The organism is Nitrobacter sp. 62-23 (genome assembly GCF_001897285.1).
Taxonomy (GTDB): Bacteria; Pseudomonadota; Alphaproteobacteria; order Rhizobiales; family Xanthobacteraceae; genus Nitrobacter.
Window position 1 is genome coordinate 56,032 of sequence record NZ_MKSM01000094.1, and the last position, 15,120, is coordinate 71,151.

The following is a 15,120-nucleotide window of genomic DNA, read 5'->3' on the forward strand; positions in this document are numbered from 1 at the left end:
TAAATCTTGACGCGAACGATCGCGCGGGCGCCGGAAGGGCCCGTGGCATGTCATAACAGGAGCGGTATTAAGGATGCGTTGAGGAAGGCCGGAGCGTCTGCGAAGCGAGGGTCTCCCGAGGCATGACCGAACACGGATACCGCTCGGCGTGAACAGAGACCCGTCGCCCCCCAAACAGAAAACTTCGCCTCTGCCGTCAAAGCGTCGCGTCAGCCGCCAAGGGTTACACCCACATCTCAAAAAGGGCGTGCTTCAACATAAGGATAGGCACGGCTTTTAATACAGCCTCGCAGCCGGATCAGCCCACCGCGGCCCATTTGCCGTCGCCGCTCCGGCACGCGGTTTTGCGCACGGTTTCGAGTTGGCCGCCGATCGTGACCGTATGGGAGTAGCCGCGGCATGTCGCGCCCTTCACCCGGTAAGCGGGACCTGCGACGATATTGCCATGGCGGCCGGATTCCGGATTACGCCACGCAATCGGCGCGCCGGGGGCGCCCCGCTCAAGGGCATCCATCTGGGCCTGATAGGCGAGACGGCGGTCGTCGTCATCCAGGGTCGAGCCGAGTTTGGGTCCGATCAGCCCGCCGAGCGCCGCCGCGGTCGCCGCCGCCGCGCGCTCGCGCGCCGGATCGCCGGCCGGTTCCGCCGGACCTGATAGCCCGGCCAGAAGCCCTTGGCCGTCGGGACCGCCGGAACTCGTCACGTCGCACGCGCCGAGGGCGAGCGCCGCCGCCACCACAATCAAAAGCGTATTTGTCTGGCTCATGCCCCCTCCGGCGCCCGCCCGCCGGGTAGATTTCCGCGTCCGGCCGCACAGGAGCCGGCAATTCGGGCGGGACTGCGGCGATGCGGCCAGCGCTTCGGCGTACCGGACACGCACTTCATGCCGCGGGCAGCACCAGTTCGGCCCGCAACCCGCCGATCGGCGCCGTTCCAAGCATTAGACTGCCGCCATAAAGCGCGGCGAGGTCGGTGACGATCGACAGTCCAAGCCCCGATCCCGGCTTGGTCTCGTCGAGGCGGCGTCCGCGTTGCGAGGCCTGCATCCGCTCCTCGCCCGACAGTCCCCGGCCGTCATCATCGACCACGATATGCAACATCGCCGGCCGGACTGCGTCGGCGGGACGGACGGAGGCCTCGATACGCACCCGTGACCGCGCCCACTTGCAGGCGTTGTCGACCAGGTTGCCGGCCATTTCCTCCAGATCCTGGCGTTCCCCACGGAATTTCGCCGCCGCACTCGCATCGATATCGATGGCAACGCCGCGGTTGCGGTGAATCTTCTCCATGGTCCGGCGCAGCGCCTCGATGACGGGCGCGACATCGGTGACCGTGGCGACGACAGTGAGCCGCGCGGCGATGCGCGCACGCTCCAGATGGTGCGCCACCTGATTGCGCATCACTCCGGCCTGTTCGAGCACCTTGGCGGCGAAGGCGTCGCGCTCATGCGCATTGGCTTCGTTGACAATGACGGAGAGCGGCGTCTTGACCGCATGCGCGAGGTTGCCGACATGGGTGCGGGCGCGTTCGACGATCTCGCGGTTGGCGTCGATCAGCGCATTGGTCTCGCGGGCGAGCGGCGCGATCTCGACCGGAAACTCGCCCTCCAGCCGTTCGGCCCGGCCGGAGCGGATGTCGGCGATGGCGTCTGAAATGCGCTTCAGCGGCGCCAGCCCGAACCGCACCTGAAAAATCGTGGTTAGCAGCAGTCCCACCGTCAGCGCTGCGAACGTCCCGCCGAGGTAATAATCGAAATTCCGCGTTTCATCGAAAATCTCGGTGGCGTCTCCCGCCACCGTGACGCGGAATTTGCCGTCGGCGCCGAGATCGACCGGCCGCTCCGCCATGCGCAGGGTCTGCCCCTCGGGACCGTCGACATACCCGACGCGGACCCCCGAGGACGAGAGCCCTATGCCCTGATCCTCCAGCGACGGCAGTTTCTTGTCCCACAGCGAGCGCGATGCGCGAATCTCTTTTTTGTCCCGATCAGTGCGGACGATCTCCCAATACCAGCCTGACAGCGGCAGATCGAACAGCGGCTCGCCGAGCGACTGGAACTGGCGATCCGGCGGCTCGTCCGGCGTCGCCACTTCGGCAATCAACGTGCGAAGATAGAGATTGAGGCGGCGGTCGAAGGCGCGCTCCGACGCCGAACGATAGACCGACGACAGCACCACGCCGGTGATGAGCAGGACGACCACCACCCAGACGGTCGCGGACAGGAACAGCCGCGTTGCGAGCGAATTCGAGCGACGGGCCAGAAAATCCCTAGCGCGCATCTGGGGGCGGCGTCAGCAGGTAGCCGAGCCCGCGCACCGTCTGGATGATATCGACGTCCAGCTTCTTGCGGATGCGGCCGACAAAGACCTCGATCGTGTTGGAGTCGCGATCGAAGTCCTGATCGTAGAGATGCTCGACCAGTTCGGTCCGCGAGACCACCCGCCCGGTATGGTGCATGAGATAGGCGAGCAGCCGGTATTCATGCGAGGTCATCTTGACCGGATTGCCGCCGACGCTGACGCGGCCGGTGCGGGTATCCAGCGTCACCGGCCCGCAAGTCAGCTCCGACTGGGCATGGCCGGTGCTCCGGCGCAGCAGCGCGCGGATCCGGGCCAGAATTTCCTCGAGATGGAACGGCTTTGCGACATAGTCGTCGGCGCCGGCGTCGAAACCCTGCACCTTGTCGCTCCAACGGTCGCGCGCGGTGAGGATCAGGACCGGCATGGTGCGCCCCTGACGCCGCCAGGCCTCCAGCACCGAAATACCGTCCATCTTCGGCAGGCCGATATCCAGCACGACGGCGTCATAGGGTTCGCTGTCGCCGAGGAAGTGCCCCTCCTCGCCGTCGAACGCACGATCGACCGCGTAGCCGGCATCGGTCAGCGCGGTCGTGAGCTGACGATTGAGATCGGGATCGTCTTCGACGACGAGTAAGCGCAAAGGCGGGCTCCGCTGATTCCACCTGCCAAGATGAACCGCCGCCGCGTGAATGGCAAATGAACGCCGGAACCCGCTGATGTCATATTTTTTTATTGCGGACACACCTTCGGGTGCCCCCGTGCCCGCTCCGGACGGCCCTCACGTGGTCGTCGAGCCATCGTCCGGCGGCAACGGGTTCAGGAACGCGTCGGTCGCCGCGTTGATCCGCTCCAGGACCGCGTCGATTTCATCAGGGCTGGCATTGCTGCCGCCGATCAGGCCGGCGATGGCCTGAACATAGGGGATCGACGAGACCACGCCCTGCTCGATCGCGGGCGCGACCTTGATGATTGCGCCGACGATGGCTTCTGCGACCGCGAGGCCGGCCTCGATTTCTGCTGCTGTGACCATGTTAGCGTGCTCCCGATGCAAGGATCTGCTGGACGACGATCAGCGCCGACTGCGCCGCCGAGAGTGCGTTGGTGATGTCGACGGCCGGATAGGTCTTCTGCAGCGCGACCAGATTGTTGACCGCGAGACGCGCCTTGAACATCGCAGCCTGTAGCCTTTCGATGACCGATCGCCTCGCGCAGATATTGGCTGCGCCAGGCACTGAGCCGGTCCGGCAAAGCGGCAGCGTCTTGTAGGCGTTGGCGGCGTTCACCGCGACGCCATAAGCGTTTTCGATGCCGTAGACGGTGTTGAGCGCAACGGCCGTGTTCAGATTCAAAGACGGCAGCGCAACGGTCTGGCAGCCTGCCAGCGCCAGACCGGAGACGAGCGCTGTCGCGACGACGAGCTTTCTCATGGGAACTCCTGTTGTTCGTGGACTTACTTGACCGCGCCGGTCGCGGCGCTGACGGTCGGCACATCGGGACGCGCGGCCGCGACTGATGGGACCGCTTTGGTGCCGGCCTTGACGTAGAGGCCCCATGCCACTGTGAAGAGCGTGCCGACCGCGCCGATGATGCTGGTCACCTGGTCGGAGGTGACCCATCCTTTGCCGGTGGCGAAACTGCCGGCCGCGATCAGCAGATAGCGCACGACCTGCCACACCGAATCCGATGTCATGTCTTGTCTCCAGTGATGTTGCGATTGCCTGAAACCGTCAGGCGTCGGGGAAAACCATGTGCTGGGCTTCAGCCCATTGCGCATCTGTCATGGGATAGGGTTTGCCCGCCTCCCATTGCGCCTGCGCTTTCATCAGCGCGAGCCCCTTCGGAGAGGCGAGCAGCGCGGGCGTGATCCGGGTCTGCGCCGTCACGCCGACGTGCCTGCCGAGGAAGGCCATATAGGCGGCGGACGAATTGTGGCCCGACCACTTCCTGATCGCGGCCGACAGCGACATGTTGCAGTAGCCGGTCTTCCACAGCGCGAACTGCGCAGCCGCGCCGTGAACGACATCGGGAAATACGGCGATGTGGTTGGCCTGTCCGTCCTTCAGGACGACATCATCAATCGCTCCCCATTTGCGAGCGTGCTTGCCGCCCCACATGGCGCCGGGGTTTTTGTACCGAATAGACGCGGGTTCACGCACCGCAGTTGCAGTGTTGGGCATTGGATCGGTCCTTTGGGGTGTGGAGATTAGGTGTGGCGGCTACTGCAACTTGCCGCGATCATCGATCCAGCCGGCCGTCGTGATGATGGGCTGTCCCGATGATAGCGTCATAGCGTATTTGACCTGTGCCGATGTGTTCGTCCGTACACGGGTGACGGACCACACCTGGATGGTGCCCGATCCACCGAAATTTATCGTAGATCCGGTAGAGGCCAATGCCCCGGCCGAGTTGACATCGGGAGAAAATACCCATCCTCGGCTATCACCGGTTCCGATGCCGGCAGCGTTGAGGATCGCAGTCGTTTGAACCCCCGGAGGTGTGGTTACTGTTAGGGTCTGAATAGCTGTAGTTCCGGGGGACGTGCTCACGTTGACGACTGCGGCGTCCCATAAAAACTCGTCGCCAAGTTGGGAAAATTTCGTCCATTTGGACGAACCATCGGTTTTCATCGCTCCGATGCGCCGGAACAGCGTGTAGTTCGTCGGCAAAGTCGGCGACGTGGCGGACAGCGATATCAGAACATCGACGACGCCCGTGTCCGTGCGCTTGATCAAAAAGACATGATACCAAGTACTGGCCGTGATCGTCCCGGTATCGAGCGCGCCGTTTGCCGAGCCGACAGCCCACGCGGAGGTCGTCTTGGAATAAGCCGATGACAGTGCCATCATGGACGCATTGGAGCTATCCGTCGCAAAGCCCGCTGCGATGCCAAACGTCGACGAACCGCCCGCCGTCGAAAGCGTCAGGCCGGTCAGGTAGCCTGGAATGCTGCCGGAAGCCCCCGCCCCGGCAGTCCCACCCGCGATCGCCTGCCAGCGTGCGGCGGTGCCGTCGTAACGCAGGATCGCGGCCTGCTTCGCCGCAATCGTCATACTGCCGCCGAGGGAAAGACGGCTCGATGCCGACGACGACGTGCTTTCATTGAGCAGCGTCACAGGCTGGCTACCGACATTGATAATGGTGAGGCACCGCCCTTCCGCTCCACCAGCCAGGCCCGAAATGTTGCGCGGCGCATCGGCACTGATCTGCACCACCGAGGCGGCGGCAAGATCCGTGGGATTATAGTCGTTCTGATCGGCGGTGATCTGCGCCGGCGAAATGACGCCGGTCAGCGACAGCCCGCGCGCCAGCGTGAGATTGCCAGTGCCCTGATCGATATTGAACGCCTCGGTCCAGGTCGATCCGTCCGGCGACACCTTGAGCTTGAAGATATCGTCGCCGACCAGGCCGAACTCCGCGCGGCCTGAAAAATTATCCGAGAAGAACACCGACGCCGTATTCGCCGAGCCTTCCTTCGAGAGCTGAACCCGCATGTCGCCGGTGCCGCCGTCGGCGGCATCGATGGCGGCAAGCAGCGCGGCGTTGGATTTGACGCTGAGCCGATTGGGGCTACTCGCCGCCATGTTGACACCGAGATGCGCAACGTTATCAAGCGACGCCGTGCCGCCGGCGCCCAGCCACGCCGTGCCGTCGAACACGAACAGGCTGCCGTCAGCCGCCGACCAGATGCACCATCCCGTCTTCGGCGCGAGGAACGCCCAGGCGGCGTCCTGCCAGGTCGCAATCGTATTGTCCTGCCCGGTCCAGGCGCCGGTCGCGCCGCTTGCGACCACATGGCGTTCGCCTTCCGCGGGGCTGGAGGGCGGCGCGGCAAGCGTCATGTCGAGCACGCCGATCTGGATCGCCGCGTCGAGAATGCGCAGCGCCTCGTTATGCGTGACGTGCTTCTGCGCCTGGCTGCCGTCGATATACGGCAGTCCGAGATTTGGTGTGTCTGTCATGGCAACTCAGAGGGTAAGAGTAAGTTCAGTAGGGTGTCCGGCGCCGACGGTCGCCGACATTTGCGCGACGCGAACATGCAGGCTGGTTTGCGCAGCGCCGAAATCCGCAAGTTCGTCGGCGTTGGCGTAAAGCGCCTCGGATGTGCCGCACGCGATGCTGCGAACGACCGAACCGCCGGAGAAGATGTCGAGCGTATAGGCCTCGCTGTCCTCACCGAGCGGCACCTCGACGCCCCAGCCGTCGCCGTCGACGCGCGTCCGGCGAATCCACCAGATGCGAACGCCGCCGCTCTCGCGCGACGCCTTCACATGCACCGGCGACAGCGGCAGCAGCGCGGTGGCCTGCGGCGTCACCGTCAGCGCGACCGCGGTCGGATCGTCGTGGTTTCGTCCGGCGGCGGCGAGCCGCACCAGGATCGGCCGGTCCAGCGCGTTCAATCCGCGCGCCAGCGGCGTAAGATGCGTGTCGAGCAGGACGAACCGCGCGCCCGCCGGCAACATGTCGGCGATGGCGTATTCGCTGCCGGCCTGCCCGCGCAGCAGGCGCGATACTTTATAAGTGCCCTCGTCCACAAGTTCGGCGTTGGCGAACTGCAAAACTTCCCAGTCGCCGTCGGCGTTCTGTAAGGCGGCCGCGTTGGCGCCCGCCAGCACGCGGGCGTCGGAGAGCGACGTCAGCGCGCCGCCATAAAGCCGCACGCGAAAGACGCTGCCGCAGTCCCACCGGCTGGAGGGTCCCCTCGGCAGCGGGTCCAGCGTTTCGCCCGATGTCGCCGGCGCCGGTATCACCGCGGACGGCTGAAAGCTCGCGCCGTCCGGCGAGGTCCAGACCGTCACCGACGTCGGCCACGGGCTGGCGAAGACGGCAAGCCGCGTCAGGATCGGCGGCTCCGACGACTCGATGATCGGCAGATCGAGCACATCGACTTCAACCGGCCCGAGTGCGGCCGGCATCGCGGGCCGTGTGGGGCGCGGCGTCGACAGCGGCACCGAAAACACTTCGGGATCGATGCTGCGCGCGGTCACCTGCCGCGCTTCCGCGTCGAGCGTCGCACTGATTTCGAACAGCCGCCGCCGTCCGTTGACCGTCACCGCGATCACATCGCCCGCCGTCAGCGACAGGCATTGCGGGCCGAGCGAGAACGCGGCGCTTTCGCGTCCCGCCCACAGATCCTGCAGCCAGACCTCGGCCCGCCGCGCCATCGCGGCATCGTCGCTGACGACCGCAAGGTCGGAGTGAACGCTGCGGTTCGAGCCGCCTGCAAGCCGCCGCGACGTCACCGCAGAGCGCCTGTAGTCGACGGTGCCGTCGGTAAAGCCGAAACCGGCCTCGCGCGGCAATTCGGTTTCCTGCGCGCGGGTCAGCCGCGCCGGAGCGCCGCCGTCCGGGAGCACCAGGTCTTCCTCCGCGAATTCGGCAACCGGCGCGCCGCCGCGCGAAAGGAAACGCAACGTGCCGTCGGCGGCGGTCGCATCGAAGGCATAGGCGCCGGCAAGCGGTTCGATCATCGCGCGTGGCGACATCGGGCGGTCGATCACGTAGCCATCGCAAGCCTCACGTAGCGCGGAGGTGTCGGCGCCGGCGACACCGCAGTCCGCGAGCAGCGACGCAACCAGCGCGTCCATCGGCGCGGAGCCGAGCCGTCCGGTGAGCCAGTGCCCGGTCTGCCAGTTCGGCCCGTCGCTCCAGACCTCGGTGGCGGCGGGGAACGCCGGATAGGGCCGCGCATCCCAGGTCCACAGATGGATCGCCGACGCATCGATCATGCGGCCGCCGTAGACCGGAGAGACCGGATTGTCTGCGTCCACAGCACCAAACGCCGGATCAAGCTTGCCGAGAAACGCCTGCAGATAACGGCGCTGGATCAGATCGTCGCGATAGCCGGTGGAAAAATACGGCAGGTTGTTTTCCGACGATTTGGGATCGGGAAACACGCTTGGCTGGTTGGCGCCCTTGTCGACCGCCGGACAGCCGACCTCGGTGAACCAGATCGGCTTGCCTTGCGGCAGCCATGCGGTCGGGCTTGCGAGTTCAACGCCACTGATGCGCTCGTGATGCGCGGACGACCACCATGACCTGATGTCCTTGACGCGGAAGGTCCACGGCTTGCCGAGGCCGTCGGTGATCGGCGTGCGGTCCTGCACGGCGCGCGCGGCGTCATCGGCGTAGTACCAGTCGAACCCCTCGCCGCTATAGACGTTACCCGCGAGATAGCCGACGTCGTAGGTCGAAGCAGCATTGCTCGAGTCGAGATGCCCGGCCTCGTCGCGCCAGTCGGCCAGCGGCGCGTAGTAATCGATGCCGACGACATCGATCGCGCTCGATGCCCACAAGGAATCGAGCGGAAAACGAACCTCCGATGCATCCGGCGTGACGACATCCGCGCCGTATTCGGTCCAGTCCGCGCCATAGGTCACGATCGTCGATGATCCCACGATGGACTTTACGTCCGCCGCGAGCGCCGTCAGCGCATTGACGGCGGGATAGACGCCGCTGCCGGAGCGCACGCGCGTCAGCGACCGCAACTCCGATCCGATCATGAAGGCGTGGACGCCGCCGGCGGAAGCCACCAGGCTCGCATAATGCAGGATCATGTTGCGATAATTCCAGCTTCCGCCGGAGAAGAAGTTGTTGACCTGCGTTGCCGCCGCTGGCGCGCCTTGCGGCGAGCCCGGCCGCCCCGGCGCGGGATCGCAGGTGATGCGGCCGCGCCAGGGATAGACCGGCTGTGACGCGGCTCCGCTCCATGGATCGGCGAGGCCGTTGCCGGCGGGAATATCCATCATGATGAAAGGATAGAACGTGACCTTGAGGCCGCGCGCCTTCAATTCCGCGATCAGATGAACCACGCTGGCGTCCGAAGGCGTGCCACCGAACGCCGGACGGCCATTAACCCGCGACACCACATAGGCGCTCCCCCGCGTGACGCCGGCGACCGACCAGTCGCCGCGGCGCGTGACCTTGTTCGCGCTGTCGACGCCGGGACGCACGACGCAATTTCCGGCGCGCAGGTCGGACCCGAACCATGCCACAACGACAGCCACGCGTTCGAGGTTGGGACATGCGCCCTGCAGATCGTCGAGCGCCCCGATCACGTCCGATTCGGCATTCGGCACATGACGGTTTTCCGGCGCCGACTGACCCGGCCCGAGCGAGCGCACGATGGTGGACGGCTCGTAGCCGAATTCTGTCGTGCCTGGGATCAGCGTCACCGCGCGCGCCATTCGTTCGAGCTGGCCGATGGGGCGGATGATCTCAAACGAGAGCTGCGGAATGCGGTTGCCGAAATTCGCCAGCGGCAGGCGCTCGAACACGACGTAAGCGAGCCCGCGATAGGCCGGCGCGTTGCCGGCGCCTTCCCTGGCGACGATCAGATCGTCGGGAGCCTGATCCTCGGTGCCGCGATGAACGCGGATCGTCAGTCCGTGGAGATCCAGCGGGCGTCCGTCGGCCCAGATCCGCCCGACCCGTCCGATCACGCCCTCACAAAGGCCGACCGCGAAATTGGCGAAATAACTGTAGGTCGTGGTCGTCGTGCTCGGGCCGCTGAACATGCCGCCCTTGCCGCCGGACGACGAGCTTGTCCGGCTGCTGACGACCTCCTCGAACTGCGTCGCCCAGATCACCTGGCCGGACAGCCGCGCGCGGCCGTAGACACGCGGGATCGGCGCGCCTTCGGTCGAAGCCATCACGTCGAGATCGGCGAGCCGCGGCCCGACCACATTCTGATTGCCGGAGCCGAACAGCTTGCGATCGATGACGTTGCCGACCAGCGCGCCGGCGATACGGCCCGCGATCGCGCCGGCCGGACCAAACAGCGCGCCGGCGGCGCCGCCCGCGACGGAAAGAACGAGCGCTGCCATCAGTCTGAGACTCCCGGAAAACGAAACGCATAAGCCAGCCGACGTCGCCACCACGGCGCGAGAGCGATCTCGCAAACGGCCGCGCCGTCGTGCGCATGAATCATCGTGCGCGCGCTGGAAGCGATCGCGACGTGCTTGGCGACGAAGCCATCGCGCCAGCGGAACAGCAGCACGTCGCCTGCTCCGAAACCGTCGCGCGCGACCGGCACCAGATGACGCAGCGCCGCAGCCGCCAGCGTCTCGTCGCCCTTCGCTTCGGCCCAGTCCGGCGCATAGGGCGGCGGCATTTCCGGCTCGTCGCCGATGCAATTGCGCCAAACACCGCGCACCAGGCCAAGGCAGTCGCAACCGACGTCCTTGAGCGAGGCCTGATGGCGATAGGGCGTGCCGATCCAGCCGCGGGCCTCCGCGACGATGGCGGCGCGGGTCGTATGCGGGGAAGTCACGAGCCGCCCCCGTAGCCCGCCTTGGTGCCGCTGCCGTTGTCCGGCGAGCCGGGCAACGGATAGCTCACGATGAAATCGTTGCCGGGAATCTGCGGAAAGCCGCGAAAATTGGAAGCGTTGGCGAAACGATCGCGGCAGGTCGCGAAACTCTTGTCGCAGCCGGCGGTGATCGCAAAACTGTCGCCGACAGCGATCGGCTCGGCCATCGCCTGCCACAGCGACAGCCGCACCTCGCCCGCGACGACATGGTGCTGTTTCACCTCGACGGCAACGCCGGCATTGGCTCCGGTCATCCACAGCACCCGCCCTGCGGTAAACCAGCCGTCGGCAAGACCGCCGAGACCGGAGACCGTGACCAGCGACGTTCCCTCGATTGAGGTCACCGCGCCGTTGCGGCGAAAAGTCGAGCTGGCCAGATTGACGCGGCATTTGCCGTCGCCGAGATCGACACCGCAACGCGCCGTGAACAGACGCCCGCTGTCCTGCGCCAGCGCATCCGCAAGCCCGCGCAGTTCGGCGGTGAACGCCATCCCCTCGCGGCGGACCTCGCCGAGCGAGCCGCGCGCGATCAGGACTTTCAGCGCGACATCGTTCCAGTCCAGCAGCCAGGTCGCGACCTCGGCGGCATCGTAACGTCCGGCGGCGAGATCGGCTTCGCTGAGCGCGTCATCGGAAAACGCGCCGGAGATTTCGGAGCCGTCGACCGAAAGATCGAACCGGCTGGTCGCTTCCGACGCCGTGAAACCGGTTCCGGCGCGACAGTTGACGCCGCCGACCACCAGATCGCAATCGTGATCGGTGAAGCCGAGCACGACGCCGTCGCGCCGCGTCACGATCCAGCAACGCGCCAGCGTGGTCGCGCCGGAATCGAGTTTCGTCTGAAGCGCAGAGGGAATGCTTCTCACGGGCGGATCTCCACCAGCGGGATTTTCGGAATGGCGCCGGCGGCGAAAGTCGCGAGATCGACCTCGAGGTAGTCGGTATCGAACCGCACCGGCACGTCGAAACTGAATCCCGCGGTGACGGCGACTCCCGCCGGTGGAATATGTCCGGCGGCGAACGTGACGACGCCCGTCGTCGCGTCGCAAGTGAACGCGGAGCCTGCCGCGACTTCCTCGTCGGCGACTGCGACGCGCACGCTGCCGCTGACCGGCTTGGCGATTGCCCGCGCGTAAGGCGCGAACGCGCCGCCATATGTCTTGATCAACTGGAACGACGCGGTTTCCCCGTCGCCAATGCCGATGACCTGGTCGAGCGGCGAAATCGCAACGCCCGTCAACGCCGAGCAGCAATCCACCCGGTCGCGCCAGCGAAAGCCGTAGAGCCGGCCGCGACGCTCCTCGAAGAACGCAACGACGGCCTGCAAGGCATCCAGCGTCCTGACGCCGTAGCCGGCGTCATAGCGCCGCCGCGACTGTGCCCAGCGCGCGTTGCGCGCCTCGCGGCCCGAGCCGAAACTCACGATATCGGTGCGCCGTTCCGGCCCGCCCGCGCTTTTCAGCGCGACATCGAGCGGAAACAGGACTTCGTGGAAGCTGGTCATGACGAACCCTTTTCGCCATGGCCGGGCTTATCCCGGCCATCTACGTCTTTTTCGTCGGCCGCATTTAAGACGTGGAAGCCCGGCACGAGGTCGGGCATGACGTGAAGCGATGATGCGGCGCTCAACGTCTTCACAAACTCCGCTGGCCCCGCGCCACCGCGCGCGCGATCTGGCCGGTGACGTAATTCTCGGAGCGGCGGAAGCTGTCGAGATCGGGCGTGGCGATTTGCACGGTGATGCTGTTGCCGCCGCCGCTGCCGGAAACGCCGAGCCGGCCGTCGGGACCGCGCGCGAGCGGCATGATCGCCTCCGGACCCGCCTCGCCGGCAAGGCCGACGCCGCCGTCCATCATCGGAAAGTAACTCGGCGCGCCGATCACGCCGCCCGACGCGAACGGCTTGATGGCGCCGAGCGCATTGGCCTGCACGCCGGTCGCGCCGATGCTGCCAGTCAGTCCCGAAAACAGGCTGGAGATACCGCTGGTCAGGCTCGCCGTCAGCGGCTTGAACGCGGCGGTCACCGCGAGACTCGAGACGCGCAACGCCAGCGTTTTCAGAACGTCGTCGAACTGCTTGCCGCCGATGACCGACGACGAGAACGCCTGCGTCATCGCGCGCGCAAAGCCGCCCGCGCTGATCGTCAGCGCCTGGGTCTTGGCGTTGAGGTTGTCCAGCGTACTCGATGCGTCTTCAAAGCTCGTGTCGTCAGTCATTGTGTCCTCCCTTGCGCGGCGTATCGGGAAACCGCGCCAGCAAATCGTCGAGCTCAGTTCGCGCCAGCGGCACTACGGAAGGCCCGCGCACCGCGCGGATCGCCTGCGCCAGTTCGCGCGGCGTCATCCGCCAGAAGGCATCCGGCGCTAGGCGCAACACGCCGAAGCCGAAGCCCATCGCTTCCGCCCATGGAAACGGCTTCACCGCGTGGCACCGTCATCGAATGTCGCCGCAATCAGGTCGGCCGCGATCCTGACGAAGCCGGCCACCCCGCCATCGACGGTCATGACCGCAACCTCGTCGTCGGTGATGGCTTCGCCCGCACCGCGCAAGCCCGCAGCGATGATGCGGGTCAGATCGCGCGCCGACGGCCGTCCCGAACCGAAACGCTCCGCAAGCGCCACCAGGTCGTCGGCGCCAAATGCGGATTCCAGTTCCGCCAACGCACCGAGCGTCAGCACCAGCGTGCGCTGCCGTCCGCCAAGCTCGGCGGCAATCTCACCGCGATGTCTGTTCGGCATAGAATCTCCTTTTTCTCCACCCTTCCCTCAAGGGGGAGGGTCACTCGGTAAAAGCTCACATCGCCGTAAACGCCAGCGCACCGGCGGATTCGAGCGCGACGTCGAACGTCACCTCGCCATTGTGCTCGCCGGCGAATTCGAGGCTGGCGATCTGGAACGGGCCTTCGATGGTGCCGAAATCCGGCACCACGACCTGGCAATTGTTGATCGTGCCGTTGAAGAACGCCTGCCGCACCAGCGCGTCCGACGCCGCGTCCTTGAACAGGCCGCGGCCCGACAGCGAGGCGCGCTTGACGCCGGCGCCGGCCAGCAGTTCGCGCCAGCGATCGGTCGACTCCGCGTTGGTGATATCGACGATTTCGGCGTTGAACGCGATCCTGCGGCTGCGCAATCCCGCCACCGTGACGAAGCTTGCGCCGTCGCTCATCTTCAACAACAGGTCCTTGCCCTTTTGTGCGCCCATGACGGCTCCTTGATTTTACGTTGTCGGTTCGGTCACGGCGCGGAATCGCACCTGCGCGTGATAGGTGCGGCCGTCGGACTCGCGGCGGATATCCGCGACCGCGAAACGGAAATTGACCAGCCGGTGGCCGGTGAGCGTGAGCGGCGCGTCGTCGAGCGCCTGCAGCACCGCGCCGGCGATGAGGTGGGCCTCGCTTTGCCCGCCCTGGCGCGAGCGCGCATGCAGCGTGATCTGGTGTTCCTGGGTCGGTCCGTCATCGACCGACGCGTCGGTGACGCGGGCCTCGCCGATCGAGACGTAAGGCAACAGCGCGCCGCGCGGCGGCTCGTCATAGACCCGCTTGCCGCCGAGCGCGGCATGAAGCCCGCTGTCGGCGGCGAGCGCATCGTGAACGGCGGCGCGAAGCGCTGAATTGGCGCTGGTCATTGCGATGTCCTTTTCGAGTATGCGAAAGCGGTCACAACACCTGCACGCGATAGCTGGCGATCATGGCGCTGACGCTGGCCGGCATCATTGCGACGCTCTGGCCGATCGCGATCAGGCCGCGGTTCTCGTGCCAGTGCGCCACCAGCGTCCGCACCGCGTGGCGCAACGCGTCCGGCACGTCGGCCGCACCCGTGCCGAAGCCGATCTCGACATCGAGTTCGATGCCGGCGGTCGCGCGTCCCGGCGCCGGCAGGCTCCACCCCGACGGCGCGATCACGCCGGCCGTCTTATCGAGGACGAATGTTTCGGCATCGATGACCGAGGCATTGCCCGCGGAATCGTAGATCCGCGCAGCGACAAGCGTCCGCAGGGGGCCGCGGCCTAATCTGATGCACCCGTCCTTCGGCCATCGGTCCAGCACGAAGCGCCAGGTCTGCGCAATCAGGGCGCAGCGCGTCATGGCTTCGACATGGCTGCGCGCCGCCGCGATCAGCGAGGCGATGACAGTGTCGTCGTCGTCGTTCTCGGCGCGCAGGAAGCTCTTGGCCTCCGCGACCGACCACGGTTCAACCGCAGGCCCGCTCAGAAGGATCGATGGCATATTTGTGCCTTTCCTTTGCTTGATGAATACGCCAGCCGGCTTGCTTGACCTCTCCCGTCCGGAGAGGTCGGTCTGCCCGTCCGTGCAATCGCGCGGAACGAGCGGTGAGGGGCTACGGCTTGTCGAGAGGCAATGCCCCCTCGCCCCACCTCCTTTTTTCAAGAGGAAGCCTGCTGCGTATCCAGTTGACAGCCGCGCCACGCGATGGCTGACATCACTTCATGATTCATAGATGTATTCACTTGGCTGTGGCCGCGACGGTCCTGATTTCGGCGCAACCCGCA

18 protein-coding genes are annotated in these 15,120 nt (G+C 66.0%); all 18 read right to left on the reverse strand.

From position 1 onward, the window contains the following. Positions 1 to 298 precede the first annotated feature (298 nt). The 18 genes from BGO16_RS08295 to BGO16_RS08380 all read right to left on the reverse strand — a co-directional run bounded on the left by BGO16_RS08295 (position 299) and on the right by BGO16_RS08380 (position 14,836). Complete coding sequence (locus BGO16_RS08295; RefSeq protein WP_292618145.1) at positions 299 to 766, reverse strand: RT0821/Lpp0805 family surface protein; 468 nt, start codon at positions 764 to 766, stop codon at positions 299 to 301. A 115-nt stretch (positions 767 to 881) separates the two neighbouring features. Further along, positions 882 to 2,279: a sensor histidine kinase gene (locus BGO16_RS08300; RefSeq protein ID WP_292618146.1), complete on the reverse strand. Its 1,398-nt coding sequence runs from the start codon at positions 2,277 to 2,279 to the stop codon at positions 882 to 884. Further along, positions 2,269 to 2,940: a response regulator transcription factor gene (locus BGO16_RS08305; protein ID WP_292618147.1), complete on the reverse strand. Its 672-nt coding sequence runs from the start codon at positions 2,938 to 2,940 to the stop codon at positions 2,269 to 2,271. The genes BGO16_RS08300 and BGO16_RS08305 overlap by 11 nt, the downstream gene beginning before the upstream one ends. A 138-nt stretch (positions 2,941 to 3,078) precedes the next feature. Further along, positions 3,079 to 3,330: a hypothetical protein gene (locus BGO16_RS08310; protein ID WP_292618148.1), complete on the reverse strand. Its 252-nt coding sequence runs from the start codon at positions 3,328 to 3,330 to the stop codon at positions 3,079 to 3,081. A gap of 1 nt (position 3,331) precedes the next feature. Continuing rightward, entirely contained in the window at positions 3,332 to 3,727 is a 396-nt protein-coding gene (locus BGO16_RS08315; protein ID WP_292618149.1) for a hypothetical protein, read from the reverse strand. Positions 3,728 to 3,750: 23 nt separating this feature from the next. Further along, complete coding sequence (locus BGO16_RS08320; protein ID WP_292612100.1) at positions 3,751 to 3,990, reverse strand: hypothetical protein; 240 nt, start codon at positions 3,988 to 3,990, stop codon at positions 3,751 to 3,753. A gap of 37 nt (positions 3,991 to 4,027) precedes the next feature. Beyond that, the gene (locus BGO16_RS08325; protein WP_292618150.1) at positions 4,028 to 4,477 is read right to left on the reverse strand and encodes a hypothetical protein; all 450 of its coding nucleotides are present in this window, start codon (positions 4,475 to 4,477) and stop codon (positions 4,028 to 4,030) included. A 39-nt stretch (positions 4,478 to 4,516) separates the two neighbouring features. Further along, complete coding sequence (locus tag BGO16_RS08330) at positions 4,517 to 6,259, reverse strand: DUF2793 domain-containing protein (protein ID WP_292618151.1); 1,743 nt, start codon at positions 6,257 to 6,259, stop codon at positions 4,517 to 4,519. A gap of 6 nt (positions 6,260 to 6,265) precedes the next feature. Next, on the reverse strand, positions 6,266 to 10,123 hold the full coding sequence (locus tag BGO16_RS08335; protein ID WP_292618152.1) for a glycoside hydrolase/phage tail family protein: 3,858 nt from the start codon (positions 10,121 to 10,123) through the stop codon (positions 6,266 to 6,268). Then, positions 10,123 to 10,569, reverse strand: a complete 447-nt coding sequence (locus BGO16_RS08340) for an NlpC/P60 family protein (protein ID WP_292618153.1) — start codon at positions 10,567 to 10,569, stop codon at positions 10,123 to 10,125. The genes BGO16_RS08335 and BGO16_RS08340 overlap by 1 nt, the downstream gene beginning before the upstream one ends. Then, a complete protein-coding gene (locus BGO16_RS08345) occupies positions 10,566 to 11,474 on the reverse strand; it encodes a DUF2163 domain-containing protein (protein ID WP_292618154.1) in 909 nt (302 codons plus the stop codon). The genes BGO16_RS08340 and BGO16_RS08345 overlap by 4 nt, the downstream gene beginning before the upstream one ends. Next, positions 11,471 to 12,112: a DUF2460 domain-containing protein gene (locus BGO16_RS08350; protein WP_292618155.1), complete on the reverse strand. Its 642-nt coding sequence runs from the start codon at positions 12,110 to 12,112 to the stop codon at positions 11,471 to 11,473. Before BGO16_RS08350 ends, BGO16_RS08345 begins: the two co-directional genes overlap by 4 nt. Positions 12,113 to 12,242: 130 nt before the next feature. Then, positions 12,243 to 12,824, reverse strand: a complete 582-nt coding sequence (locus tag BGO16_RS08355) for a phage tail tape measure protein (protein ID WP_292618156.1) — start codon at positions 12,822 to 12,824, stop codon at positions 12,243 to 12,245. Continuing rightward, the gene (locus tag BGO16_RS08360) at positions 12,817 to 13,029 is read right to left on the reverse strand and encodes a rcc01693 family protein (protein WP_292618158.1); all 213 of its coding nucleotides are present in this window, start codon (positions 13,027 to 13,029) and stop codon (positions 12,817 to 12,819) included. Before BGO16_RS08360 ends, BGO16_RS08355 begins: the two co-directional genes overlap by 8 nt. Further along, entirely contained in the window at positions 13,026 to 13,346 is a 321-nt protein-coding gene (locus tag BGO16_RS08365; RefSeq protein WP_292618159.1) for a gene transfer agent family protein, read from the reverse strand. Before BGO16_RS08365 ends, BGO16_RS08360 begins: the two co-directional genes overlap by 4 nt. A 55-nt stretch (positions 13,347 to 13,401) precedes the next feature. Continuing rightward, entirely contained in the window at positions 13,402 to 13,809 is a 408-nt protein-coding gene (locus BGO16_RS08370; RefSeq protein ID WP_292618160.1) for a phage major tail protein, TP901-1 family, read from the reverse strand. 15 nt (positions 13,810 to 13,824) lie between these two features. Then, entirely contained in the window at positions 13,825 to 14,235 is a 411-nt protein-coding gene (locus BGO16_RS08375; RefSeq protein WP_292618161.1) for a DUF3168 domain-containing protein, read from the reverse strand. A 31-nt stretch (positions 14,236 to 14,266) separates the two neighbouring features. Next, on the reverse strand, positions 14,267 to 14,836 hold the full coding sequence (locus BGO16_RS08380; RefSeq protein WP_292618162.1) for a head-tail connector protein: 570 nt from the start codon (positions 14,834 to 14,836) through the stop codon (positions 14,267 to 14,269). Positions 14,837 to 15,120: the final 284 nt, after the last annotated feature.

Excerpts from the sequence above, each read along its gene's own strand:
- BGO16_RS08295 (WP_292618145.1), bottom strand. The coding sequence starts at position 766 with ATGAGCCAGACAAATACGCTTTTGATTGTGGTGGCGGCGGCGCTCGCC.
- BGO16_RS08300 (WP_292618146.1), bottom strand. The coding sequence starts at position 2,279 with ATGCGCGCTAGGGATTTTCTGGCCCGTCGCTCGAATTCGCTCGCAACG.
- BGO16_RS08310 (WP_292618148.1), bottom strand. The coding sequence starts at position 3,330 with ATGGTCACAGCAGCAGAAATCGAGGCCGGCCTCGCGGTCGCAGAAGCC.
- BGO16_RS08315 (WP_292618149.1), bottom strand. The coding sequence starts at position 3,727 with ATGAGAAAGCTCGTCGTCGCGACAGCGCTCGTCTCCGGTCTGGCGCTG.
- BGO16_RS08320 (WP_292612100.1), bottom strand. The coding sequence starts at position 3,990 with ATGACATCGGATTCGGTGTGGCAGGTCGTGCGCTATCTGCTGATCGCG.
- BGO16_RS08325 (WP_292618150.1), bottom strand. The coding sequence starts at position 4,477 with ATGCCCAACACTGCAACTGCGGTGCGTGAACCCGCGTCTATTCGGTAC.
- BGO16_RS08330 (WP_292618151.1), bottom strand. The coding sequence starts at position 6,259 with ATGACAGACACACCAAATCTCGGACTGCCGTATATCGACGGCAGCCAG.
- BGO16_RS08335 (WP_292618152.1), bottom strand. The coding sequence starts at position 10,123 with ATGGCAGCGCTCGTTCTTTCCGTCGCGGGCGGCGCCGCCGGCGCGCTG.
- BGO16_RS08350 (WP_292618155.1), bottom strand. The coding sequence starts at position 12,112 with ATGACCAGCTTCCACGAAGTCCTGTTTCCGCTCGATGTCGCGCTGAAA.
- BGO16_RS08355 (WP_292618156.1), bottom strand. The coding sequence starts at position 12,824 with ATGACTGACGACACGAGCTTTGAAGACGCATCGAGTACGCTGGACAAC.
- BGO16_RS08365 (WP_292618159.1), bottom strand. The coding sequence starts at position 13,346 with ATGCCGAACAGACATCGCGGTGAGATTGCCGCCGAGCTTGGCGGACGG.
- BGO16_RS08370 (WP_292618160.1), bottom strand. The coding sequence starts at position 13,809 with ATGGGCGCACAAAAGGGCAAGGACCTGTTGTTGAAGATGAGCGACGGC.
- BGO16_RS08375 (WP_292618161.1), bottom strand. The coding sequence starts at position 14,235 with ATGACCAGCGCCAATTCAGCGCTTCGCGCCGCCGTTCACGATGCGCTC.
- BGO16_RS08380 (WP_292618162.1), bottom strand. The coding sequence starts at position 14,836 with ATGCCATCGATCCTTCTGAGCGGGCCTGCGGTTGAACCGTGGTCGGTC.